Annotated in this window: 17 protein-coding genes and 1 pseudogene; 4 read left to right on the plus strand and 14 right to left on the minus strand. The window is 71.1% G+C overall.

All coding sequences use genetic code 11. The features are described 5' to 3' along the window. Positions 1 to 107 precede the first annotated feature (107 nt). Complete coding sequence (locus ACGFIQ_RS07115) at positions 108 to 1,295, plus strand: low temperature requirement protein A (RefSeq protein ID WP_393240529.1); 1,188 nt, start codon at positions 108 to 110, stop codon at positions 1,293 to 1,295. A 10-nt stretch (positions 1,296 to 1,305) separates the two neighbouring features. Here ACGFIQ_RS07115 and ACGFIQ_RS07120 read toward each other — a convergent pair whose 3' ends face one another. The 4 genes from ACGFIQ_RS07120 to ACGFIQ_RS07135 form a co-directional block, all read right to left on the minus strand. Beyond that, positions 1,306 to 1,878 carry a nucleosidase gene (locus ACGFIQ_RS07120; RefSeq protein ID WP_393240532.1) on the minus strand — a complete coding sequence of 191 codons (573 nt, stop codon included), beginning with the start codon at positions 1,876 to 1,878 and terminating at the stop codon, positions 1,306 to 1,308. Positions 1,879 to 1,916: 38 nt separating this feature from the next. Continuing rightward, the gene (locus tag ACGFIQ_RS07125; protein WP_393240535.1) at positions 1,917 to 4,667 is read right to left on the minus strand and encodes an Hsp70 family protein; all 2,751 of its coding nucleotides are present in this window, start codon (positions 4,665 to 4,667) and stop codon (positions 1,917 to 1,919) included. Positions 4,668 to 4,738: 71 nt separating this feature from the next. After that, positions 4,739 to 5,200: a GNAT family N-acetyltransferase gene (locus ACGFIQ_RS07130; protein ID WP_393240538.1), complete on the minus strand. Its 462-nt coding sequence runs from the start codon at positions 5,198 to 5,200 to the stop codon at positions 4,739 to 4,741. Between the two features lie 10 nt (positions 5,201 to 5,210). Next, entirely contained in the window at positions 5,211 to 6,065 is an 855-nt protein-coding gene (locus ACGFIQ_RS07135) for a TetR/AcrR family transcriptional regulator (protein WP_393242126.1), read from the minus strand. Positions 6,066 to 6,134: 69 nt separating this feature from the next. Here ACGFIQ_RS07135 and ACGFIQ_RS07140 point away from each other — a divergent pair, with 69 nt between their 5' ends. Next, positions 6,135 to 7,664 (plus strand): FAD-binding oxidoreductase, encoded by a 1,530-nt coding sequence (locus ACGFIQ_RS07140; protein ID WP_393240541.1) that lies wholly within the window; start codon positions 6,135 to 6,137, stop codon positions 7,662 to 7,664. 85 nt (positions 7,665 to 7,749) lie between these two features. On the opposite strand, the gene ACGFIQ_RS07145 is transcribed toward ACGFIQ_RS07140, so the two are convergent. The 9 genes from ACGFIQ_RS07145 to ACGFIQ_RS07185 all read right to left on the minus strand — a co-directional run bounded on the left by ACGFIQ_RS07145 (position 7,750) and on the right by ACGFIQ_RS07185 (position 16,973). After that, on the minus strand, positions 7,750 to 8,232 hold the full coding sequence (locus tag ACGFIQ_RS07145; RefSeq protein ID WP_393240545.1) for a hypothetical protein: 483 nt from the start codon (positions 8,230 to 8,232) through the stop codon (positions 7,750 to 7,752). A 29-nt stretch (positions 8,233 to 8,261) separates the two neighbouring features. Beyond that, positions 8,262 to 11,021, minus strand: coding sequence for an ATP-binding protein (locus tag ACGFIQ_RS07150; protein WP_393240547.1), 2,760 nt, complete (start codon positions 11,019 to 11,021; stop codon positions 8,262 to 8,264). A 238-nt stretch (positions 11,022 to 11,259) separates the two neighbouring features. After that, a complete protein-coding gene (locus ACGFIQ_RS07155; RefSeq protein WP_393240549.1) occupies positions 11,260 to 11,967 on the minus strand; it encodes a RibD family protein in 708 nt (235 codons plus the stop codon). Next, complete coding sequence (gene ribA, locus ACGFIQ_RS07160) at positions 11,964 to 12,629, minus strand: GTP cyclohydrolase II (RefSeq protein ID WP_393240552.1); 666 nt, start codon at positions 12,627 to 12,629, stop codon at positions 11,964 to 11,966. Before ribA ends, ACGFIQ_RS07155 begins: the two co-directional genes overlap by 4 nt. Before the next feature lie 57 nt (positions 12,630 to 12,686). Further along, positions 12,687 to 13,625, minus strand: a complete 939-nt coding sequence (locus tag ACGFIQ_RS07165; protein WP_393240555.1) for a lysylphosphatidylglycerol synthase transmembrane domain-containing protein — start codon at positions 13,623 to 13,625, stop codon at positions 12,687 to 12,689. Positions 13,626 to 13,691: 66 nt separating this feature from the next. Then, positions 13,692 to 14,510, minus strand: coding sequence for a class I SAM-dependent methyltransferase (locus ACGFIQ_RS07170; RefSeq protein WP_393240558.1), 819 nt, complete (start codon positions 14,508 to 14,510; stop codon positions 13,692 to 13,694). Further along, on the minus strand, positions 14,507 to 15,589 hold the full coding sequence (locus ACGFIQ_RS07175; protein ID WP_393242129.1) for a glycosyltransferase family 4 protein: 1,083 nt from the start codon (positions 15,587 to 15,589) through the stop codon (positions 14,507 to 14,509). The genes ACGFIQ_RS07170 and ACGFIQ_RS07175 overlap by 4 nt, the downstream gene beginning before the upstream one ends. Then, entirely contained in the window at positions 15,589 to 15,987 is a 399-nt protein-coding gene (locus ACGFIQ_RS07180; RefSeq protein WP_357520820.1) for a 6-carboxytetrahydropterin synthase, read from the minus strand. The genes ACGFIQ_RS07175 and ACGFIQ_RS07180 overlap by 1 nt, the downstream gene beginning before the upstream one ends. Positions 15,988 to 15,989: 2 nt before the next feature. Then, positions 15,990 to 16,973 carry a zinc-binding alcohol dehydrogenase gene (locus tag ACGFIQ_RS07185; RefSeq protein ID WP_393242132.1) on the minus strand — a complete coding sequence of 328 codons (984 nt, stop codon included), beginning with the start codon at positions 16,971 to 16,973 and terminating at the stop codon, positions 15,990 to 15,992. A gap of 360 nt (positions 16,974 to 17,333) precedes the next feature. On the opposite strand from ACGFIQ_RS07185, the pseudogene ACGFIQ_RS07190 reads away from it, so the two are divergent. Together ACGFIQ_RS07190 and ACGFIQ_RS07195 are read left to right on the plus strand one after the other, a co-directional pair. Next, positions 17,334 to 18,476: pseudogene (locus ACGFIQ_RS07190) on the plus strand (choice-of-anchor A family protein); the annotation flags it as partial. 2,616 nt (positions 18,477 to 21,092) lie between these two features. After that, positions 21,093 to 22,052, plus strand: coding sequence for a hypothetical protein (locus ACGFIQ_RS07195; RefSeq protein ID WP_393242135.1), 960 nt, complete (start codon positions 21,093 to 21,095; stop codon positions 22,050 to 22,052). Positions 22,053 to 22,172: 120 nt separating this feature from the next. Here ACGFIQ_RS07195 and ACGFIQ_RS07200 read toward each other — a convergent pair whose 3' ends face one another. Further along, positions 22,173 to 22,751 (minus strand): helix-turn-helix domain-containing protein, encoded by a 579-nt coding sequence (locus ACGFIQ_RS07200; RefSeq protein WP_393240560.1) that lies wholly within the window; start codon positions 22,749 to 22,751, stop codon positions 22,173 to 22,175. Positions 22,752 to 22,761: the final 10 nt, after the last annotated feature.

Consider the following 22,761-nt stretch of genomic DNA (forward strand, 5'->3'; position numbering starts at 1 on the left):
CCGTCCACCGACGCCGCCCTCCTCCCCGACCGGTGGGAATCCCCGATCCGGGGACGGTCCGCGCCGGGGCCGCCGATAATCCTCGGAGACACGGCGGGAGGCCGGGCATGACCACCGGAGGCACCCCGGCGTTGGTACGCCGTCTGGACGGGTCGTCCCGGGCGACGCTGCTGGAGTTGCTCTTCGACGTGGTCTTCGTGGCCGCGCTCGCACAGACCTCGAAGCTGCTCGCCGACCAGGAATCCTGGGCCCGCGGCGCGACGGTGGCGCTGATGCTGGTCGCGATCTGGTGGACCTGGTCGGTCACCACCACCACGACCGAGTTCTACGACCCGCAACAGCGCCCCATCCAGGCCATCCTGATGGTCGCCATGGTCGGATCGGTGGGGATGGCGGCATCGCTGCCGATGGTCAACGGAGCGCAGTCGCTGGCCTTCGCGCTCGCCTACGTCGGCACCCACGTGGTGCGCGGCATCGTCCTGCTCAGCGCCCTGTACCGGCAGCAGCACCCCTCGGCCATGGCGCGAGCCACCCGGTTCCTGTTCTGGTTCCTGGTGTCCGGCGTCCTCTGGATCGTCGGGGCGCTGGCCGGCACCGCGCAGTGGTGGATCTGGACCACCGCGATCGCCATCGACCTGCTCTCCGCGGCGGCGCGCTACCCCACACCGCGGCTCGGCCGGGTGCCTCTCGACCAGTACAACCGGACCACCGCGCACCTGGGCGAGCGGTACCAGCAGTTCGTCATCCTGGCCCTCGGCGACATCATCCTGGTGCCCACCCTGGAAGTCAGTCGCAGCGACTTCGACCGCCTGAGGATCGCCGCGCTGCTCTGCGCGTTCGCCATCATGCTGCTGCTGTGGCAGATCTACGTCTATCGGGCCGGCGAGTTGCTCGAAAGCGCGGCCTCGGCGGTGCCCGGCCGGTCCACCCGGGTCGCTCCGTACTCCCATCTGGTGCTCCTGATCGGCGTGCTCGTCACGGCGGCTTCCTTCGACCTCGTCGTCGACCGACCCACCGGAACGACACCGGTGCGGTGGCTGGTCCTGATCATCGGCGGACCCCTGGTGTTCGTGCTCGGCCGGGCGCTGTTCGCCTATCTGCTGTCCGCCTACGTGCCGTGGGGGCGAGTGGCGTCGCAACTGATACCCCTGCTGCTGTTGCCCTGGGCCGGTGGCTGGCCACCGGTGCTGGTCACCGCGATCGTGGCCCTCGCGCTGGCCGTCCACGTCCTGGCCCCGCACAGCGGCAGCCGGGAAACCAAAGCAGGACTCGGACCGCGACGGCCCACCGGATGACCTTCGACGGTCAGGCGAGGTGTTGGCCGGCCCACTCGGCGAGGGTTCGGGCGCACGCGTCCACCGACTCCCGCCAGGTGCGCGCCGCGCCGTCACCCGCCTCGTCGCTGACCTGCTTGACCAGCCGGCACGGCACACCCGCCTGCGCGGCCGCCCACGCCACCGCGTACCCCTCCATGTCGACCAGGTCGGCGCGGCGCGCCAACCGGTCCCGCGCCGCGTCGTCGGCCACGAACGTGTCGCCGGTGGCCAGCACCGCTCCCTCGGCGGCCAGGGCCAGCGGCGCACCGTAGGTCTCGCCGGTGAGCGTCCGCAGCAGGTCGGTGTCCAGATCGTGCTGGAGCACCGTGGCGACCTCGTGGATGCCGGCCCACCCGGGGCGCAACGCACCCGCCGTACCCAGGTTGAGCAGCAGGCTGGGGCGCGGCCCGGCGGCCAGCACGGCGGCCACCGCGGTGGCGGCGTTCACCTTGCCCATGCCGGTCAGCAGCACCGGCAACTCGGGCGGGAGGTAGCGGGCCTCCTCACCGACGGCGAGCACCACCAACGGACGATCGGCGCGGACCGTACCCCGAAGATTCACCGGAGTATCGTACGAGGTGAGCGCCGCACGGGTGCGGGTCAGTCCTTGGTGAAGCGGTACAGGACGAAGTCCTCGTCCGCGCCGCAGGCGATCACACGCGTGTTCCACGAGCAGGACGCGCTGCGGACCTCCTTCAGCTCGCCCAACTCGTCGACCTCGCCGGACTCGGCCCACACGCCGGCCAGTACGCGGTTGTCCGCGACCGTGCCGGGTGCCTTGGCGAAGACCAGCAGGTTGCCCTCGTCCAGCCGGACCGCCACCCCACCCCGGTCGCGCAACACCGGCTTGCCGGCGGCGTCGAAGAGGGTGACTGTCGGCTCCGGGTACTCCCGCTGGGCGAGCACCTGCTCCCCCACCGGCACCAGGTCGGTCACCCCCGGCGCCGGCCAGTGGACCGTGCGTTCACCCTCGGTGGCCGCCACCACCTCGGTGCGCTGGACGTCGTTGTTCGGCACCTGCAACAGGCAGGCCCGCCGCTCACCGCACGCCACAAGTGCCTTCGCGCGCTGCTCGTCGTTGCCGGAGCGGTAGAGCACCACCGGTTCCGCGGCCGACCCCAGGTCGTACGCCAGCAACTGGTACCCGCCCTCGTTGGCGACCACGTACAGGCGGTCCTCGTGGGCGACCACCAGATCGTCGAGGTCGGCGACGCTGCCCCACTGGCGCAGCACCCTGCCGGAGGTCATGTCGAGCAGCCGCACGGACCGGTCCGCACCCACCTGGACGAGTCGCCGATCCTTGCTCGTCCACGGGTTGCGGGGCGTGCCGTCGAGGAAGGCCGGCCCACCCGCCGCCTCGTCGCTGCCCACCGGCCGGACCACGGTGCGGCTGCTGTCGTACTGGTCGCGGGGGTTGGCCTGGGTCCACTTCTGGGTGCCGTCGCTCAGGCGCAGGCCGACCAGTTGGGCCCCGGCACGATCCACAAGCACCGCCGTGTCGTCGGCGAAGTAGATCTCGTCGTCGCCCCGGACCGTGCGCTGCCAGCGTTGCGTGCCCGACCGACCGTCGAGGACAGCCAGCGGGCGCGGGGTGTTGTCGCCCGGTGCGTCGGCGAGGACCGCGACCGCCCCGGGGACGGCGATGATCGCCTCCCAGTCGTCGGCCCGCGCGTCGGTCGCCCTGCGCCACAGCTCGTCGCCCGTGCCGGTGTCGACCGCCACCACCTCCAGCCGGTCGTCCGGCAGCGGGAACCCGAGGTAGGCCCGGTCGCCGAGCACCGCCGTCCACATGCCGGCCGGCCGCTCGCCGCCGGCCTTCGGCCGGGACAGTTCGCGCAGCGACGCGAACTCCAGATCGGGGTAGCGGTCCCGGGTCAGGTACAGCGTCGCGGCGGTGCCCACCCCGAGCAGGGCCAGCACCGCGCCCAGCACCACCCAGCGCGCCCGCCGCCAGCGGGCCGCGCCCGCCGGCACGGCACCCGCCCAACCCGGCGCGGGCGGTCCCGCCGGCGTGGCACCCGACCAGCCCGCTCCCGCCGGCGCAGCACCCGACCAGCCCGGTCCCGCCGGCGCGGGCGAGCCCGGCCAGGGCTGCGACGGCACGGTCGGCACGTCCCCTGCCGGCCCAGCCGGCCCTGCCGGCCCGACCGGCGCGGGCGGACTCACCGGGGTCGGTGGGGCGAGCTGCGGCCCGGCGTACGCCGGCAGCGGTCGGCGCAGCGGCAGGTCGGTCAGCGCGCCCTCGGCCACCGGCAACTCCGGCTGGTCGAGCACCGTCGGCGCCACCCCCAGCTCGGTGTGCAGCATCCGGGCCACCAGCGGGATCCGCGACGAGCCACCGACCAGGAACAGCCCGGCAAGCTGGTCGGGGCTGAGCCCGGCGGCGGCGATCACCTCCCGGGCCCGGTCCACCGCGCGGCGCAGCAGCGGCGTGGCCACCCGCTCGACGTCGGCTCGGGTGAGCTGGACGGCTTCGGCCACCCCCGGCACCGCGACAGGTGCCACGGTCGAACGGGACAGCGTCTCCTTCGCGCCTCGTACCTCGTCCCAGAGCCGCACCTGGTCGCGGCGCTGCGCCGGGTCCTGCGGTCGGAGCAGCCGGGCCCACTGCGCGGCGTGGCGTTCCCCGAGCAGCTCGCCGACCCGACCCACCAGGGCGGCGTCGAGATCCAGCCCGCCCAGGTCGGGCAGACCACCGTCGGCGACCACGCTGAACCCGGAGTCACCCCACGGGTCCGCGCCCTCGTTGCGCAGCACCGCCACGTCGAGCGTCCCGCCGCCGAAGTCGAACACCGCGATCGCGTCGCCGACGGGCACCGGACGATGCAGCACCTGCGTGTAGTAACGGGCGGCGGCCACCGGTTCCCGCAGCAGCCGGGTGCCCGGCGGTGTCGGCCCGGCGAGGGTGTGCTCGGCCACCTGCGGCCAACCCGCCAGCAGCAGGGCGTCGGCGAGCACCTGCCGCCGCGTCGCGTCCCAGGCGGCCGGGCAGGTGAGCACGGCCGGGGGCAGGAAGCCGACGGCGCCCACCGCGGCCCGCGCGACCGCCGCCAGCACCGCGGCGAGCAGGTCGGCCGGCGGGTACGAGCGGTCGCCGAGCACGATCGTCGGCTCGTCCACCCGACGCTTCGGGTTCGCCTCGAACCGGCCCGGGTCGGTCTGTGCCAACCGCCGGGCGTCCCACCCGGTGTGCAGGGTGCCGTCCGGGTCGGCGTACACGGCGGAGGGGCTGAGTGGTTGACCGTCCATCAGCAGCGGGCGGGTCCGCCCGTCGGGCCAGCGCAGCACCGCGACCGTGTTGGACGTGCCGAGGTCGACGCCGAGGGCGAAACCCTCGTGCTGGCCTGCCATCTGCCCGATACCTCCGCCGCGACGAGGGAAACTCGACCCCGCATCGTACGCAGGCAACGCCGCACCGCTGATCAGTCGGTCAGGTGTCGTACCCCGACGACCTCGCCGCCGCTGGTCTCCCCGGTCGGCCGAAAGCCGAGCTTCAGGTAGAACCGCTCCGGGCCATCGGCTCCCGGCCCCCACGTCGTGAACACGCGGTCGTGCCCGCGGTCGCGCGCCTCGGCGTCGACGGCCCCCACCGCGAAGCGGCCGTACCCGCGTCCCTGGTGCTCAGCGGCGATGTTCAGCCGCCACAGGCCCGAGCGCCTGTCGTCCGGGCGGGCCGGGTCCCACACGATGTCGAAGAAGCCCATCAGGAAGCCGACGATCTCGTCACCTTCGACGATCAGCCGTGGCCACGCGATGTCGGGCTGCACGTACGCCTCGGCGAGGGACCAGGCGACCGGAGACGAGAACTTCTCCTGATCCGGTCGCACGCTCACCCGGCAGGCGGCTTCCACGTTGTCCGGGGTGATCTGCACGAGTCTCGGCACGCCGGCCACCCTACCGGGCCGGGCCGGACAGCAGGCCGTCGAGCAGCCGGCGCAGGCCGAACTGGAACCAGGTGTCCAGGGCCGTGTCGGGGCTGCTCTGTCCGGCCGCGACCAGCCAGGGTCGCCGCTGGGTGCGGCCGGTCCGCTCCAGCCGGACGCGGGTCGCCGACCACCAGGCGGGGTAGGTGGTGTCTGTCGGATCGCGCCGGATGAGCAGGGCCATGCCCTGGATGTAGCCGCTGAGCACCAGGTAGGAGCGGAACGCCTCGGCGGCGTCGTAGCCGGCGCTGGTGAACGCGGCCACGAACCGGTCCACCATGGCGAGGACGGCCGGCCCGGTGGGTGGCCGGTCGGTGGCGAGGACGACCAGCAGCCAGGGATGACGCCGGTACATCGTCCACTCGTCGCGGGCCAGCCGTTCGAGCTGTTGGCGCGGGTCGTCGCACCCGGGTGCGTCGCCGGGCATCCGTGCGGCGGTGATCCGCTCGGCCATCGCGGCGAGCAGGTCGCCCCGGTTGCGGACGTGCCGGTACAGGGTGTGGACGGGCATCGCGGCGCGCTGGCCGAGCACCCGCATGGACACCGCGTCGAGGCCCCCGGAGTCGGCCAGCTCGACGGCGAGGCCAACCAGCCGGTCGCGGGGGTCGCCGCCGCTGGGCGCGGGCAGGTCGGGGACGCGACGCGAGGTCCCGGGGGGACCATGGTCGCGACGCGGCGTCGCGGTGGGCCCGTGGTCGCGACGCCGGCGGTACGCGCGGGCCTGGCAGCGGCGCGAGCAGTAGCGTCGGGGGCGGCCCCGGCCAGAACCGCCGGGCAGGTCAGCGTCGCACTCGACACACCGGCCGGTGAGCACGGCCACCCCCATTTTCGTCACGGCACACGGTGTGACGAAAGTACTGCACGTCGTCCACGGCGGACACCCAGGATCGACTGCATGAATCAGCCCAGTCGCAGGGATCTGCTCCGCGCCGGCGCGGTCACGTCCGCGGCCGTCCTCTGTCCGTCCCCGGCCTCCGCCTCCGCGGCGCCGACGGATTGCCCGCCCCCACTCGGCCCGGTCCGGGTGGTGCCGGACGACCCCCGGTACGCGGACCTCGTCCGTCGCGGCAACCGACGGTTCGTGGGCACACCGGACGAGGTGCGCGTGGTCGGCTCCACCGAACAGGTCGTCTCCGCCGTGCAGGACGCGGTCCGCACCGGCCGGCGGGTGGCGGTACGCGGCGGCGGACACGGCTTCGAGGGGTTCGTGGACGACCCGGCGGTCCGGATGGTGATCGACCTGTCCGGCCTGACCGCTGTCTACCACGACCCGCGACGGTACGGCTTCGCCGTCGAGGCGGGCGCGACGCTCGGTGAGGCGTACCGCCGGCTCTTTCTCGGTTGGGGGGTGACCATCCCGGGTGGATCGTGCCCGGGTGTGGGCGTCGGCGGCCACGTCGCGGGCGGCGGCTACGGTCGGCTCTCCCGCCTGCACGGGCTCGCGGCCGACCACCTGTCCGCGATCGAGGTGGTCGTCGTGGACCGCGGCGGCACCGCCCGTGCGGTGGTCGCCACCCGGGAGCCGACGGATCCGCACCGCGACCTGTGGTGGGCGCACACCGGCGCCGGCGGAGGCACCTTCGGCGTCGTCACCAGGTACTGGTTCCGGTCGCTGCCCACCCCGCCCGCGCGGGTGGTGGACTTCACCGTCACCTGGCCGTGGGCCGGCATGGACGAGGCGGGCTTCTGCCGGCTCGCCGGCAACTTCGGCAGGTGGTGCGCCCGCAACAGCGCACCCGACTCGCGGGGACGACACCTGTACGGTGAGCTGCTCCTGTTCCGCCCGCAGGCCGGTGGTCACACCCTCGCCGGCCAGGTCCCGCACGGCAGCAGACACCTGCTCGACGAGCTGGTGGTGGCGCTCGGCGACGGCGTCGGCGTCACCCCGACGGTCTCCGCGCAGACGCTCCCCTGGCTGGCCGCGACACTGCACGGTGACGACGACGGCAAGGGTTGGCGGCTGAAGGTCAAGTCCGCCTTCCACCGCACACCCCTGACCGACCGCCAGTTGCGCGTCGCCTACCGCCACCTCACCCGCGCCGACGACAGCCTCCTGACCGGCTCGCTGAGTCTCAACACCTACGGCGGGGCGATCAACGCCGTGCCGCCGACCGCCACCGCCGCCAGCCACCGCGACACGTCGATGTTGCTGTTCTACCTCGCGGGCTGGGCCGACCCGGCCGCCGACACCGCCGCCATGGCCTGGATCCGCGAGTTCTACCGGGACATGTACGCCGACACCGGCGGCGTACCCCCGCACGGCGCGTACATCAACTACCCCGACGTCGACCTCCGCACCGACACCCGGGCCTGGCCCGCCCTCTACCACGGCCCCAACTACCCGCGACTGCAACAGGTCAAGGCCCGGTGGGACCCCCGCGACGTCTTCCACCACGACCTGTCGGTACGCCCACCCGGCCGCTGACCGGCGCCAAACCCTCGCCTGACGGTCATCGAGCCCGTCCCGTCAACCCGCCTCGTACATCGAGCCTCAATCCCATCGGCCTGCGTCAAGCTGCGTCAAGCATCGGCAACAGAAGGTGCACCACTACCAGCCACATGGCCGCCAACGAGGCAAATATAAACGCAATAATCCATGTCTCATACCACCGAAGGAAGCCCCTCCACTGCGGCGGAGAACGGAATCCGTCACCTGCGACGAGGTTGACCAGCTGGCACTCTTCACGCCGGTAGTCCACCCAGGTAAATATGCCGGCAACAATCAGCACCACAGAGAAGGCCGCAACCAGTGACAGCAGAAACATCAAGGCTATCAGGCCAGCCCGCGCAAATTCTGGCCGAATCCCCCAGGAACCGTAGCCGAGGAAGAGTGCGACACACGCGGTGGCCAGACTTGTCGCGATAGCCTGATATAGCGCCAGGAAGCGATAGGTGTTCTGATTAGCACCTTCAATCTGACGTAAGATGTAGCGGTATCGCTCCAACCGCACACTGTCCACCAGTGCGAGTCCATCGTCAGCATCGGCGCGCATATACTGACCTTCCCGAAGATATTGGGCGGTTACGTTGACGGTGAGACGTCAGCCTCGGGTCGACGCAATCGGTACGCGTCCACCCGAGCCTCACCCACTCCATCCACAGATCTGAGCACGAGGCGCTTGTCCCTCGACTCGTCGAGATCCAAGCATTCAAAACTATCCACCAGATCCAGTGGTTCGCAGTTCCAGGCGAGCGCAGCAGCTTCGATAATTATCTTGGTGGATCCCACCTTTCCGGCGTAATACCACCACCGACGTGGATTCCACTTCCCTCGCTCCACCGGGCCAAACTCAGAAAATCGTTCGTCCTTGGGCCGCTTGAGCACCTCTTCCGGGAAAAACCAGTGCGGATAGTCGTAGACGATCGCATGGGCAGGAAGGACGACCTGCCGACCTCTGGTCTGGTCGATATATACCGCCGTGCCGTCATCCCGATGGAAAACGTGCAACTCCCAGCTCGGAATCATGATGAGTTCATCGCGTTCCCTGAGCATCGCGACGAGATCAGCCGGGAGAATTTCGCCCCCGTCCACAAAGCCACAAGGAAGTAGCGGAACCTCGGCTCCGACCGATCGCGCGAGGTCACCTGCCCCGTACCTGCTTCGCGCGGTCGCGAACTTGCTTCTGCGCACAAGTTCCGCCTGCGACTCCGCCCACCGCCTCAGTTCGTCCGTCTTCGCGACCGGAAACGCGGAGAAACGATCTGCCTTTAATGGCGCTCCACAAAACGCCCCTAGGCAGTCCCAGATCTGGTCCGCATAGAAACCCCCCACGTATATTTTGGCTCTTGTGGACGGCCACCACCAGAGATCCTTCACTGTCTCAGACTCCAGACCAGACGCGAGAATAGCCCGCCCGATGACGTCCCCGTTCTCGTCTCGGAGATCACGAACATGTTCAGCGAAGACTTCTTCGTAGGCGTCGTACATCGCCTGCTCGGCCGGATGTAGTTCGCTACTTTGATACAGTCTCCGGAAGAGGTCCCGGGGCGGGAGCGTCTTCCAATCGTTGCCTCGCAACAATGTCTCAGTAACGGCTCCCTCGTCCGGCCCATCCAGTTGGACATCCACGTCGGCAAGGGCACAGAGTTCCAGCAGGAGCGTCCGAAGCATCTGCGTTCTGGATTCGTGCAGAATGTCGGTCTTGAAGAGGCCGTCCTCTGACAACGGGTCATGTTTCAATTTCGCCCGGAGCACGGTCCCACCGCCGTGCAGCCGCTCGGATTCTTCCGCCACCCGGAGCAGTGGCCGGGTGTTCAGCCCGTTCGGGAAGACGAGCACGTTTGTTTCGTGTGCCGCCTCAAAGTGCTTCAGGCTCTTCACCTCGACGTAGTCCGCAATCATGAAGATCGAGAAGAAGCCTATTCCGAACTGCCCGGTGGACTTGAAGCCGCGGGAGATAAGTCCGGGATACTCACTGGCCATGTCAGTCGACTGCCAGTGGGAGTAGCCAAAGTCAGTGAGCGCAGCAACCAACCTGTCGGCGCTCATACCTATGCCGTGGTCTTCCACCGTCAGCCAATACGACTCGCCCTCTTTTTTCAGGCGCACTGTGACAGCAAGATCGCTGCCACCGAAAATCTTCGATCGTGCCCGGACGGCGTCGGCGGCATTGGCGACGGCCTCACGCAGGGCGACCTCAGGACGATTGCCGTACAACTCCTTACCCCCGAGCCGACCGACGACATCGCTTACCTGTGAGACACGTAGCGTTGCATCGATGGGGCGCCACCCTGACGTGGGGATGAAACGCGCGAGACGATCCGGGGACTCTGCACCCGCGACTGACCTTACCAGGAATCTTGGTCTATCCAGGTCGGCACATAGAGCATCGACCTTGCCGAGCTCGCGATCAATCATGCCGATAGCGTCAAAGGCCAGCCACCATGCAGATGCCTCACTCACCTCGAAGACCTGGTTGGATGTGTATTCGAGTCGATCGGCCGTGACCCTTGGCCTTGTCAGGCGTTGCTGGAAGTACCAGTGCTTGCTGGATTCACCGGTGGGACGACGAAACGCGTGCAGGTAGGTGGGAGCCCTTCTGCTGTCGATGTGCACGGCGTCCGCCAGCCGCAGAACACACGCAATTTTGAGCGCGTCGACATGCCAACTGTCGGGGTGCCGCGCGTAGGAGCCCAAGACATTCGGAAAATGATTGGGAAGGTCATCCACATCAAACCAGTGACTGTGCGCAATTCTGCCGATCACCGCACCGAAGGCACTGCGTAGCTCCGTGTTCTCAAGCAACGGGAAATCCCCGCCCCCAGCGGTGCGAAAGCGCTGAGAGACGAGGCGCTCAGCTTGCTTGGCGTGCCGAAGCCGGAGGACGGTCGACACTGCGTCCTCTCGAGCGAGTTTGCGTAAGGCATCCTCGTCGGAGTCGGCGGCACTGACACTCTTCAGTTTCGCCAGTGCCATGGAAAACAGGTCATCAAATATCGGATCTCTCACGACATCGTCAATCCCACCCGGAAAAGCCGCGAGGCCCATTCCCAGGTCGTGCAGGAGAAAGGCACCGCCCATGACGAAAGCTTCCGCCGGATTGATCGGAAAGTCAGCGCCCGTCAAGAGCGATGCCGTGTCCCAGAGTGCATCTATATGCTCAATTGAATGATCGGTGAACATGGGCATCGAGACCGCGATCTCGCCGGCAAGATCACGAACGACGTTTCTGAATTGTAGGTAAGCGGCACGAAGTTGATCGCGCTGCTCGCTTCCTACGCCCGCGTCCTCCGCCCCCAGTGTTCGCAGCCAGAGCCGTGACTGCATAAAGTCCGTTGTCATGTCATCCCCACCCAGACGGAAGCGCGAGGTGACGATGCTAGACAACACGGCTCTGATTCAGGGTCCATGATCTTCCACCACGACAGGTCTACACCTGCGCCTTCGATATGGTAGAAGGCTATCGATTCCGGCTGTCGGCGGACTCTACCCAACGGCCACAACCGACGATCCACGAGGTGGGCGGGTCCTCCGGAGATCGAACGACCCGCCCACCTCATGATCAACCAGGACGGTGGCGTCAGGTTTCGGTGCAGCGGTCGGAGAGGGCGTAGCGCAGCAGCACCACGTCGCCGATCTGGCGGGCCTCGGCCAGCCGGGCGCGCCGGCCCGGGTGCCAGGGGAAGCGCCCCTCGCCGACGAACCGGGGCGCCCGGCCGTCGCCGACGAAGAACGGGGCGACCACCAGGTGCAGCTCGTCGGCGAGACCGGCGGCCAGGAACTGGGCGTGCACCGTCCCGCCGCCCTCCACCATCAGCCGCCGTACGCCCCGCGCGTACAGGTCGGTCAGCAGCCAGGCCGGGTCGACCGGCTCGCCCGCGTCCACCACGGTGGCCAGTCGACCGAGGCGTTCCTCGGTCTTCTCCACCGCGCTCGTGGCGCAGTAGACGAGCCGGGTGGGGTCACCGGCGGTGAAGAAGCGGGCGGTCGGGTCGAGGTCACCGTGGGCGGTCAGGGTGACCTTGGTGGGCGAGGCGGGCCGACCACACGCCACCCGTTCGGCCCGGCGGTCAGCGGAACGCACCAGCAACCGGGGGTCGTCGCGGCGGACGGTGCCGGCCCCGACGAGGATCGCGTCGCAGCTGGCCCGCACCGCGTCGACCCGGTTCAGGTCGTCGTCGTTGGACAGCAGCAGCCGCTGGTCAGAGGCGTCGTCGATGTACCCGTCGATCGAGGTGGCGCAACTGAGCAGCACGTACGGCCGCGTCGGCGCCGGCGAGAGGCTCACCGGTCGACAGGCCGGTCGGGCGTGGCCGAGACGATCTCCGCCGCCTTGGCGGCCTTGGCGGCCAGGTAGTCGGCGTTGGCCGGGGACAGGAAGACGCTCGTGGGCACCTGTTCGGCGACGTCCACGCCGAGTCGGGTCAACTGCACGGCCTTGTCCGGGTTGCTGCTCAGCAGTCGGATCCGCGGCACGCCCAACGTGGCAAGCATCTGCGCGGCGCCGGTGTAGTCCCGCTCGTCCTCACCCCGCCCCAGCGCCACGTTGGCCTGGTAGGTGTCCAGCCCGGCGTCCTGCAACGCGTACGCGTCGAGCTTGGCGTACAGGCCGATGCCGCGTCCCTCCTGCCGCAGGTAGAGCAGGAAACCGCCGGCCTCGGTGATCCGTTGCACCGCCTCGCGCAACTGCGGCCCGCAGTCGCAGCGTTGGCTGCCGAAAACGTCGCCGGTCAGGCACTCGCTGTGCGGGCGGACCAGCGGCGGTTCTCCCCCGGCGGCGAGCCGGTCCAGGGCGCCCGCCCAGTCGCCCAGGCCGAGAGCGAGGTGCTCCCGAGCGTCCACCAGGCCCTTGAAGGAGAACACCCGAACGGTCGTGGTGTAGCCATCGGGAAACGTCAACGGCACCGTGACCTGCGTACGGATCGTGGCGACCGGCAATGCTTCGGGCATGGGACTCCTCTGTCCGGCGCCACCGACGCGCGGCGACGCGTGTTCCTCACCACCGACTCAACAGCCGCCGTCGGGGACGGCTTCCCGGGCGGAGACCGGATGTCGGTTCCGTCGCACCAGCAGCACCGCGGCTCCGGGCAGGCTGGCGACGAGGATCAGGGCACCGTAGACGGTGGCGGTGGCGACGCCCTCGGCCGCGCTGAGGCCGGCCGCGCCGAACACCCAGGCGGCCACCCCCTCGCGGGGACCGAAGCCGGCGACGTTCAGCGGCAGGCCCATGGCGAGCAGGGCGAGCAGCGTCAGCGGCAGCAGCCGTGCCAGTGGGGCGTCGGATCCGGCGGTGCGGGCCGCCACCAGGAAGGTGGCCAGGTGACCGGCGACCATCACCGCGGAGGCGATCAGCACGCCGAGCCAGGTGCGCCGGGACAGCAGCCCGGACCGCACGTCCGCCCCGGCGGTGCGCAGCGCCCGCGCCCACCGCGACGGGCCGGCGTTCGGCACGGCCCGGACCAGCAGCACTGCCACCAGCCCACCCCCGACCAGCAACGCGGCGGCGAGTGGCAGATACGGCCGCACCGGCGACGGGAAGGCCGCGAGCACCACGAGCGCGACGCCGACAAGCACCACCTGCCCGGCGGTACGTTCCCAGACCACCGCGCGGATGCCCCGGCTGACGTCACCGGCGTCCCGGCCGTGGCGGACCGCCCGGTGCACGTCGCCGAGCACCCCGCCGGGCAGGGTGGCGTTGAGGAAGACGGCACGGTAGCAGTGCGCCACGGCGGTCGCCAGCGGCAGCCGCACGCCCAGGCCACCGGCGACGAGGCTCCACCGCCACGCCGCGCAGACCGTGGTGAGCACCCCGATGACCAGCGCGGCGGCCAGTGCCGGCGCGTCGATCAACCGCACCCCGGCGAGGAACGGGCCGCTGCCCACCTGCCACAACAGGACGGCGAGCAGAGCCACCCCGCCGACCACTCGTGCCCAGGCCCAGAACATCGACGCCGGCCCTCCCCTTGAAGATCGTCCATACGTCCTAGTGCACGTACCCAGGGCGTGAACAGTTCATCCACCCGCGAGGAGGTCGGTGTGTTCGAGCAGCACGCTGAGCCGGCCGGCCGCCGCGTCGGCCAGCCGACGCTCGGCGTACGCCTGGGCCGGGCCGGCCAGGTCGGGGCGCTGCGCGCAGGCCGCGCCCAGCCAACCCCGGAACCACTCGGCGGCCAGGTCGGCCTGTTCCGGGCCGAGCCGCCACGGGCTGGGCCGTTCCCACACGTCCACGCCGTGTCGGGCGAACGCGGCGACGGTGGCGGCGACGGCGTCCGGGCCGAGCAGTCGTCGGCCGTCGACGGTACGCCGCTGGTGGTCGTTGAACGCGGCCTCGACCGCCGCGTCCAGCGGATCGGTCGGGGTGAACCGGACCCGGCCGGTGACCGAGATGGCGAACAGGGTGGGCCGGCCGACACAGGCGGCCACCACCCGTTCGATCTCCTCGGCGGTGAGCATGTCCAGCAGCGCGGACGCGGTGACCAGGGACCCGTCGGCCAGGTCGGCGGCGCTGAGCCGGGTGAGGTCGCCGCACCGGACAGTCACGGTGACCGGGGCACCGTCGGCGGCGGTCACCCCGGTCATGCCCTCGGCGGCACGGGCGAGCAGGTCGGCGTCGCGGTCGTGCAGCACCCAGTGCTGCGGGCCGGGCAGGCGGGTGGCCAGCCAGCGGCTCATCGAGCCGGTGCCGCTACCCAGGTCGTGGACCACCGTCGGGGCGGCACCGGTGAGCCGGGGGCGGACGGCGTCCACCAGGTCCTCGGCACGCGCCGCCGCGTCGGCCGGCTCCCGCAGCCGCAGCCAGTCGGCGAACGGCAGTGTCTCCTCGACGGTCATCGCGCCACCTCCTCCAGCACGGCGGCCAGCGACGCGGCAGTCACCGTCCAGTCGGTCAGGGTGTCGCGCCGGGCGAGAGCCGCCCGCCGCAGCCGGGCCCGCAGCACGTCGTCGCCCCACCACCAGCTCAGTGCGCCGGCCAGCGCGGCCGGGTCGTCCGGCGGGACCAGCAGCCCCGGCAGGTCGCCGTCGGCGCCGCGGCCGAGCGCCTCGGGTAGGCCACCCACCTCGGTGGCCAGCACCGGCAGGCCGCGGGCCAGCGCCTCGGTGACGACCATGCCGTACGTCTCGGCCCGGGAGGGCAGCACCAGCAGGTCGGCGGCGGCATAGGCGGAGTCGAGTGCCGCACCGGTCAGCGGGCCGGCCAGCCGGACCCGGTCGGCGAGGCCCGCGCCGGCGAGCCGGTCGCGTAGCCGGCGCACCAGCTCGGGTTCCCGGGTCAGGGTGCCGGCGCAGACAAGTGTCCAGGGCACCTCGGGCAGCACGGCCAACGCGTCGACGAGTACGTCGTGTCCCTTGTGGCGGGTGACCGCGGCTACGCAGAGCAGCCGGTTCCCGGCGGTCGGGCCGGGAGGCACCGGCGGCGCCGACGTCACCCCCGGTCGGGCGACCCGGACGCGGTCGGGCCGCAGCGGATGGCGCAGCAGCAGGCGGCGGCGCGTCCACTCGCTCGTGGTGACGACGGCCCGCGCGGTGGCCAGCGCCCGGCCCTCCACCTCGTCGTCCAACGGCATGTGCACGAGGACGACCAGGCGCAACCGGCGGGCGTGCGGGGCGAGCAGGTCCGGCACGGCCGAGGCGAGCAGGCCGTCGAGCAGCACCACGGCGTCGTCCGGCGCGGCGGTCAGCACCCCGGCCAGTGCCGCCCGGTCGGCCGGCTCGGGGGTCGGCCAGGCCCCGGGCACCGCGTGCTCGTGCACCGCCCAGCCACGTTCGCCGAGGCCCGCGCAGACGCGCCGGTCGTAGGTGTTGCCGCCACTGGGTGTGGCCGGGTCGTCGATGTCGCCGGGCAGGACGACGTGCACCGTACGGCCGGTGCTACCCGAGCCGGCGGAGGGCGCCGCCCGGCCCGCATCGATCACAGTGCCCGCTCGTAGCTGGCCCAGGCGACGTGCGACTCGTGCAGGGTGACGGTGATTCCCGCCAGCTCGCGGGCACCCGCGCCCAGGTCACCGGCGTGCACGCGCTCGGCCAGCCGGTCGGCGACCGTGCGGGCCAGCACCTCGGTGGTGGTGTTCACCCCGGCGAAGGCCGGCTCGTCGTCGAGGTTGCGGTAGGTCAGCTCCCCCAGTACGGCCCGCAGCTGCTCGGTGGCCAGGCCGATGTCGACGACGATGCCGTCGGCGTCCAGGTCGGCGCGGCGGAACGTCGCGTCCACCACGAACGTCGCCCCGTGCAGGCGTTGGGCCGGACCGAACACGTCGCCCCGGAAACTGTGGGCGATCATCATGTGATCCCGAACGGTCACGCTGAACACGGTCACTCCCCGTCGTCGTAGGTGATGAGGTGGCAGAGGGCGGGCAGGTCACCCGTGCTCAGTCTGGCGAGCACGTCGGGCAGCTCCGCGAACCGGGACGCGCCGGTGATCAGGGCGTCGAAGGCCGGGTCGTCGAGCAGGTCCAGGGCGAGCGCCAGCCGGTCGGCGTAGCTGCGCCGGCCCCGCCGGGCGGGAGCGACCATGCCGACCTGACTGCTGCGTACGGTGAGTCGACCGGAGTGGAACGCCCCGCCCAGCGACACCTGCACCGGGCGGTCGCCGTACCAGCTCAGCTCGATGACCGTGCCCTCCGGCGCGAGCAGGTCCAGGGCCTGTTGCAGGCCGGCGCCGCTGGCGCTGGCGTGCACGACCAGGTCCCGGTCGCCGCTGGCGTCGGCCGGTTGGGCGAACCCGACGCCGAGCGCGCCGGCCACCCCGGCCCGGCGGGAGTCGATGTCGACCAACTCGACCTGCACGCCGGGGAACCGGGCGAGCAGGGCGGCGACGCAGCAACCCACCATGCCCGCGCCGATCACGGTGACCCGGTCGCCGACGAGCGGCGCGGCGTCCCACAGCGCGTTGATCGCGGTCTCCACCGTGCCGGCGAGCACCGCGCGGGCGGGCGGCACCCCGTCCGGTACGGGCACCACGGCGGTGGCCGGCACGACGTACGCGCTCTGGTGCGGGTGCAGGCAGAACACGGTGCGCCCGAGCAGCTCCGGCGGGCCCTGTTCGACCTCGCCCACGCTGAGGTAGCCGTACTTGACCGGGCCGGGGAAGTCACCCTCCTGAAACGGCGCGCGCATCGCGGCGTACTGGTCGGGGGGCACCTGGCCGGCGAAGACGAGCGTCTCGGTGCCCCGGCTGACTCCGGAGTAGCGGGCCCGGACGAGCACGTCCTCGGGGCCGGGCGTCGGCAGCGACACCGGCCGGATCTCCGCCGCGCCGGGCTCGCGCACCCAGCAGGCGTACGCCTCGCGGATCACCGTCGCGCACCTCACCTCTTACTCCTGGCCGAACCGGGCGGCCACGTTCGCCCTGCCCCTGTCGGGGTCGTCGATCATAAACACGGCGCCACGGCGCCCGCAGTTCGACGTGGTCCGCGATCGGGCCCGAGCGCCTCGCTGGCGCGAGACCGGCGGCCTATTCGGACAAAAACCTCATAAGCCCTCAAACTCCTCGCTACGCTCCCCTCGCACACTGGACACAACGGGGGCGTGATGAGGATTTCTTCGTGGGGTGGCCGCAGGTCACGGGCCGCGGCGCTGGTCGCCGTCGCCGGCGTGCTGGCGGTCAACACCCTGCTGGCGCCGATGCCAGCCGAACCCCCGCTGAACCAGGTCCTGGTCGCGGCCGAGGCCATCGGGCCGGTCAACCCGGTCGCCGAGGCGCTGAGCTTCGGGGTGATGACCGAGGGCGACGCCGGGTTGTTCGACAACGAGAACGAGGGCACCCTCGCCGTCGGCGGCGACCTCACCTTCGGCAACTACCAACTGGCCGGTGCGACCGCCGGGGCGTTCGTCGTGCCAGGCGACGCGAACCCGACGGCCCTGGTCGTGGGTGGACGGGTGAACTTCGCCGGCAGCGTCGGCGGCAGCCGGCTCCAGGTGCTCAACAGCGGGTACGCCAAGGTCGGCGACCTGACCGGCACGTTCGTCCGGGACACCGACAACAACGGCGCCCAGGTCAACACCCGGACCCTGCCGTCGGACAACTACGACGCCGCACCTCGGGTCGAGCTGGTCACCCGGCAGCCGGTCGCCAGCGTCGGGCCCGCCTCCCCGATCAACTTCGCCGGCGCCTTCGCGAGCTTCCGCGACACCACCATCGGCCTGGCCACCTGCGACAACACGGTGGTGCTGCGCACACCGAACGGTGACGTGCTGCCCCGGCCGATTCCGGCGGGAAGCAACGCCGTGGTCACCCTGACCCCCGGTGTGACGAACGTGCTCAACCTCGCCGCGAGCGACCTGAACAACATCCAGACGCTGACCTTCGCCAGCCAGCCCGCCGCGGACACCCCGCTGCTGGTCAACGTGGACACCAGCGGCGTCGGCAACGACTTCGCCTGGACCGCCCCGAACTTCGCCGGCATCGGCGGCCCGCAGGCGCCCTACATCCTGTTCAACTTCCCGACCGCCACCGCGCTCACCCTCACTCCGGGCGCGGCCACTGTCGAGGGCACTATCTACGCCCCCAACGCCAGCCTCACCGACCTCTCGGCCAGCAACACCGAGGGCAGCGTCATCACCCGTACGCTGGACCACCGCGGCGGCGAGATCCACTACTTCCCGTTCGGCACCACGCTCGCCTGCGCGGGCGGCACCCCGGCGGACATCGACCTGGTCAAGTCGTCGACCACCACGGTGATCACCAGCGTCGGTCAGCAGGTCCCGTACTCGTTCCACGTGGTCAACACCGGCGGCGTCCCGCTCACCACCATCTCGGTCACCGACACACAGACCCCGCCGTCGTCGAACGGCAACCTGGGCCCGATCACCTGCGCCGCCACCACCCTCGCCCCCGGGGCGCAGACCGACTGCACCGCCACCTACACCGTCACCCAGGCCGACCTCGACAACGACGGGGTCACCAACGTGGCAACCGCCCAGGGCACCCCGCCCGGTGGTCCCCCGGTCGTCTCCGAGCCGGAGACCCTGACCATCCCGGCGCAGGGGCTCACCGCCGCCGTCACCGTGCTGAAGTCGTCCACCACCACGTCGATCGGCTCGGTGGGTCAGCAGGTGCCCTACCGCTACCTGGTCGCCAACACCGGCGGCCTGACCCTGACCAACGTCGGCATCACCGACGTGCAGGCGCCGCCGTCGTCGAACGCGAACCTCGGCCCGATCACCTGCCCGCAGACCACCCTCGCGCCCGGGCAGACCACCACCTGCACCGCCACCTACACCGTCACCCAGGCCGATCTCGACAACAACGCGGTCACCGACACCGCCACCGCGCGGGGCACGCCGCCCAGTGGCCCGCCGGTCACCTCGCCACCCTCGACGCTGACCATTCCCGAGGCGGGGCTGGCCCCGTCGATAGCGGTGACGAAGACCTCCACCGCCGCGTCGATCACCACGGTCGGGCAGCAGGTGCCGTACCGGTTCCACGTGGTCAACACCGGCGGACTCACGCTGACCAACATCAACGTCACTGACGTCCAGGCACCGCCGTCGTCGAACGCGAACCTCGGCCCGATCACCTGTACGACCACCACACTCGCCCCCGGCGCGTCCACCGACTGCACCGCCACCTACACGGTCACGCAGGCCGACCTCGACAACGACCAGGTCACCAACACCGCCACCGCCCACGGCACCCCGCCCGGCGGCGGCACGCCGGTGGACTCGCCGCCCTCGACACTGACCCTGCCGGAGACCGGCCTGGTCCCCTCGATCGCGGTGGTGAAGACGTCCACGACCACCACGATCACCACCGTCGGGCAGCAGGTGCCGTACACGTTCCAGGTGGTCAACACCGGCGGGTTCACCCTGACCAACGTCGGCGTCACCGACGTGCAGACCCCGCCCTCGTCGAACGCCAACCTCGGGCCGATCACCTGCGTCGCCACCACCCTCGCCCCCGGCGTGCAGACCACCTGCACCGCCACGTACACGGTCACCCAGGCCGACCTGGACTTCGGCGCGGTACGCGACACCGCGACCGCGCAGGGCACCCCACCCGGCGGCCGCCCACCCGTGCAGTCGCCACCGTCGACGTTGACGATCCCGGGCGACGTGGTCGCGCCGGCCATCGCGCTGGTGAAGTCGTCCACCGCCGCGACCATCAACGCGGTGGGCCAGCAGGTGCCCTACCGGTTCCTGGTGGCCAACACCGGCGGCGTCACCCTGACCAACGTCAACGTCACAGACGTGCAGGACCCGCCGTCGTCCAACGCGAACCTCGGGCCGATCACCTGCCCGCAGACCACCCTCGCCCCCGGCGAGACCACCGTGTGCACCGCCACCTACACGGTCACCCAGGCCGACCTCGACCACGACGAGGTGACCGACATCGCCACCGCGCACGGCACCCCGACGGGCACGGAGGAGCCCGTCGACTCGGACCAGTCCGTGCTGACCATTCCGGCTGCCGACGTCACCCCGTCGATCTCGGTGGTCAAGTCGTCCACCACCACGTCGATCACGACGGTCGGGCAGCAGGTGCCCTACCAGTTCCTCGTGATCAACAACGGGGGTGTCACGCTGACCAACGTCACCGTGACCGACGCGCAGACGCCACCCTCGTCGAACGCGAACCTCGGGCCGATCACCTGCCCACAGACCACGCTCGCACCCGGTGCGGCGACCGCCTGCACCGCCACCTACACCGTCACCCAGGCCGACCTGGACAACAACGCGGTCGTCGACGTCGCCACCGCGCACGGCAACCCGCCGGGCAGTGACACGCCCATCGACTCGCCACCGTCCACACTGACGATCCCGGAGACCGGTCTGGTCGCCGCGATCTCGGTGATCAAGGCCTCCGAGACCGTCACGATCGGCGCGGTCGGGCAGCAGGTGCCCTACCGGTTCCACGTGGTCAACGCCGGCGGGCTCACCCTGACCAACGTCAACGTCACAGACGTCCAGGCGCCGCCCTCCTCCAACGCCAACCTCGGACCGATCACCTGTGCGACCACCACACTCGCCCCCGGCGCGTCCACCGACTGCACCGCCACGTACACGGTCACGCAGGCCGACCTCGACAACGGCGGGGTCACCGACACCGCCACCGCACACGGGACGCCGCCGGGCGGGGGGACGCCGGTGAACTCGCCGCCCTCGACGCTGACCATCCCCGAGGCGGGGCTCATCGCCGACATCGAGGTGATCAAGTCGTCCACGACGGTGGCGATCACCGCGCCGGGGCAGCAGGTGCCGTTCACCTTCCTGGTGGTCAACACCGGTGGCCTCACGCTCACCGGCGTGACAGTCACCGACACCGTGCTGCCGCCGTCCGAGCGTGCCGTCCTCGGGCCGATCACCTGCGGTCCGCAGGACGTCCCGAACGGCGAGGTGACGCTGTCGCCGGGCGCCTCCATCCAGTGCCGGACGACCTACACGGCGACCGCGGAGGACTTCGCCGGCACGGCGCTGATGAACGTCGCCACCGCCACCGGCACACCACCGTTCGGGGCGCCGCCGGTCTCCCCGCCGTCGTCGCTGGACATTCCCATCCCGCACCCGGAGATCGCCATCACCAAGGCGGTCACGCCCAGCGTGGTGTCCGCCGCCGGTGACCCCGTCACATACCAGTTCGTGGTGACCAACACCGGTAACACCTCGCTCAGCGCGGTGACGGTCGACGAGACCGAGTTCTCCGGCACCGGCACGCCCGGGGCGATCACCTGCGGCACGCCGCCGGTGGCCAGCGGCAGCGTCACGCTGACGGCGGGGGCGAGCACCACCTGCACGTCGACCTACGCCGTCACCGCGGCCGACATCGCGGCCGGCCGGATCACCAACACCGCCGTCGCCACCGGCACGCCGCCGACCATCCCCGGGCAACAACCCCCGGGACCGGTACGCTCCGATCCGGCCACCGCCGAGGTCACGGCCACCCGGGGTGCGGCGATCACCGTGGTGAAGTCCAGCAGCACCGACAAGATCGGTCGACCGGGCCAGCAGGTGCCGTTCCAGTTCGTGGTCACCAACACCGGTCAGGTGGCCCTGACCGGCGTGACGGTCACCGACACCCTCACCGCGCCGGCCGCGCCGACGAACCTCGGCCCGATCACCTGCGGTCCGGACCGGACACCCAACGGGGCGGTGACCCTGGCGGCGGGCGCCGCCGTCACCTGCTCGGCGACCTACACCGTCAGCAGGGCCGACTACCACCACGGGTCGGTGCGCAACACGGCGACCGCGACCGGCACCCCGCCGGACGGCCCGGCGCCGGTCTCCCCCGAGTCCACCATCACCATTCCGGTGCGGGGCAAGCTCCCGGTGACCGGCGAGTCGTTCCCGATCGGGGGCTGGATGACCGCCGGTCTGCTGGCGGTGCTCCTCGGCGCCACATTGCTGCTGTTCGTCCGGCAGCGTAGGGCCCGCGCCTAGCGCGGAACAGTCGCGAGGGTCGGACCGGAGGGGAACCGGTCCGGCCCTCGCGCCACGAGGTCGCCGAAGTCGGGGTGTCCCGGCGGCCTGGATGCCCCGACTTCACCGATCGCGTGCTGATCAGGCCGGTCGGGCCCGGACGTGCAGCCGCTCCCCCTGCGGCCCGTAGAGGCTGAGGGCCTCGGCGACCCCAGGCCCGGGGTTGAGCACGAGGTGCGGAACGCGGGTGTCGAACTCGGCCACCTCGCCCGGGGTCAGGGTCAGGTCGCGGTCGCCGAGCAGCAGGCGCAACCGGCCGGAGAGCACGTAGAGCCACTCGTACCCCTCGTGGGTTTGCGGGGTCCGCTCCCCGGCCCTCGGATCCGGCGGGAAGATCTGTTTGAACGCCCGCAGGCCACCCGGTCGGCGGGTCAGTGGCAGGAACGTGATGCCGTGGATGACGATCGGCTTGGGGAGTATCCGGGGGTCGCCGGTGGCCGGCGCGTCGACCAGCTCGTCCAACGCCACCTGGTAGGCCCTCGCCAGCGGGAGCAGCAGTTCCAGGGTGGGCCGGCGGCTGCCGGACTCCAGCCGGGACAGGGTGCTCACGGAGATGCCGGTCAGGTCGGCGAGCTGGGTCAGCGTGGTCCCGCGCTGGTGGCGCAGGGCACGCAGCCGTGGGCCGACGGCCGCCAGCGCGGCGGTGTCCTCGTTTGCCATAACGGCAAGA

The sequence above is a fragment of the Micromonospora sp. NPDC048898 genome, assembly GCF_043198035.1.
GTDB lineage: Bacteria > Actinomycetota > Actinomycetes > Mycobacteriales > Micromonosporaceae > Micromonospora.

What these genes read in the sequence shown, in the direction of transcription:
- ACGFIQ_RS07115 (WP_393240529.1), top strand. Translation starts at nt 108, where the DNA reads ATGACCACCGGAGGCACCCCGGCGTTGGTACGCCGTCTGGACGGGTCG.
- ACGFIQ_RS07125 (WP_393240535.1), bottom strand. Translation starts at nt 4,667, where the DNA reads ATGGCAGGCCAGCACGAGGGTTTCGCCCTCGGCGTCGACCTCGGCACG.
- ACGFIQ_RS07135 (WP_393242126.1), bottom strand. Translation starts at nt 6,065, where the DNA reads ATGGGGGTGGCCGTGCTCACCGGCCGGTGTGTCGAGTGCGACGCTGAC.
- ACGFIQ_RS07140 (WP_393240541.1), top strand. Translation starts at nt 6,135, where the DNA reads ATGAATCAGCCCAGTCGCAGGGATCTGCTCCGCGCCGGCGCGGTCACG.
- ACGFIQ_RS07145 (WP_393240545.1), bottom strand. Translation starts at nt 8,232, where the DNA reads ATGCGCGCCGATGCTGACGATGGACTCGCACTGGTGGACAGTGTGCGG.
- ACGFIQ_RS07150 (WP_393240547.1), bottom strand. Translation starts at nt 11,021, where the DNA reads ATGACAACGGACTTTATGCAGTCACGGCTCTGGCTGCGAACACTGGGG.
- ribA (WP_393240552.1), bottom strand. Translation starts at nt 12,629, where the DNA reads ATGCCCGAAGCATTGCCGGTCGCCACGATCCGTACGCAGGTCACGGTG.
- ACGFIQ_RS07165 (WP_393240555.1), bottom strand. Translation starts at nt 13,625, where the DNA reads ATGTTCTGGGCCTGGGCACGAGTGGTCGGCGGGGTGGCTCTGCTCGCC.
- ACGFIQ_RS07170 (WP_393240558.1), bottom strand. Translation starts at nt 14,510, where the DNA reads ATGACCGTCGAGGAGACACTGCCGTTCGCCGACTGGCTGCGGCTGCGG.
- ACGFIQ_RS07195 (WP_393242135.1), top strand. Translation starts at nt 21,093, where the DNA reads ATGAACGTCGCCACCGCCACCGGCACACCACCGTTCGGGGCGCCGCCG.
- ACGFIQ_RS07200 (WP_393240560.1), bottom strand. Translation starts at nt 22,751, where the DNA reads ATGGCAAACGAGGACACCGCCGCGCTGGCGGCCGTCGGCCCACGGCTG.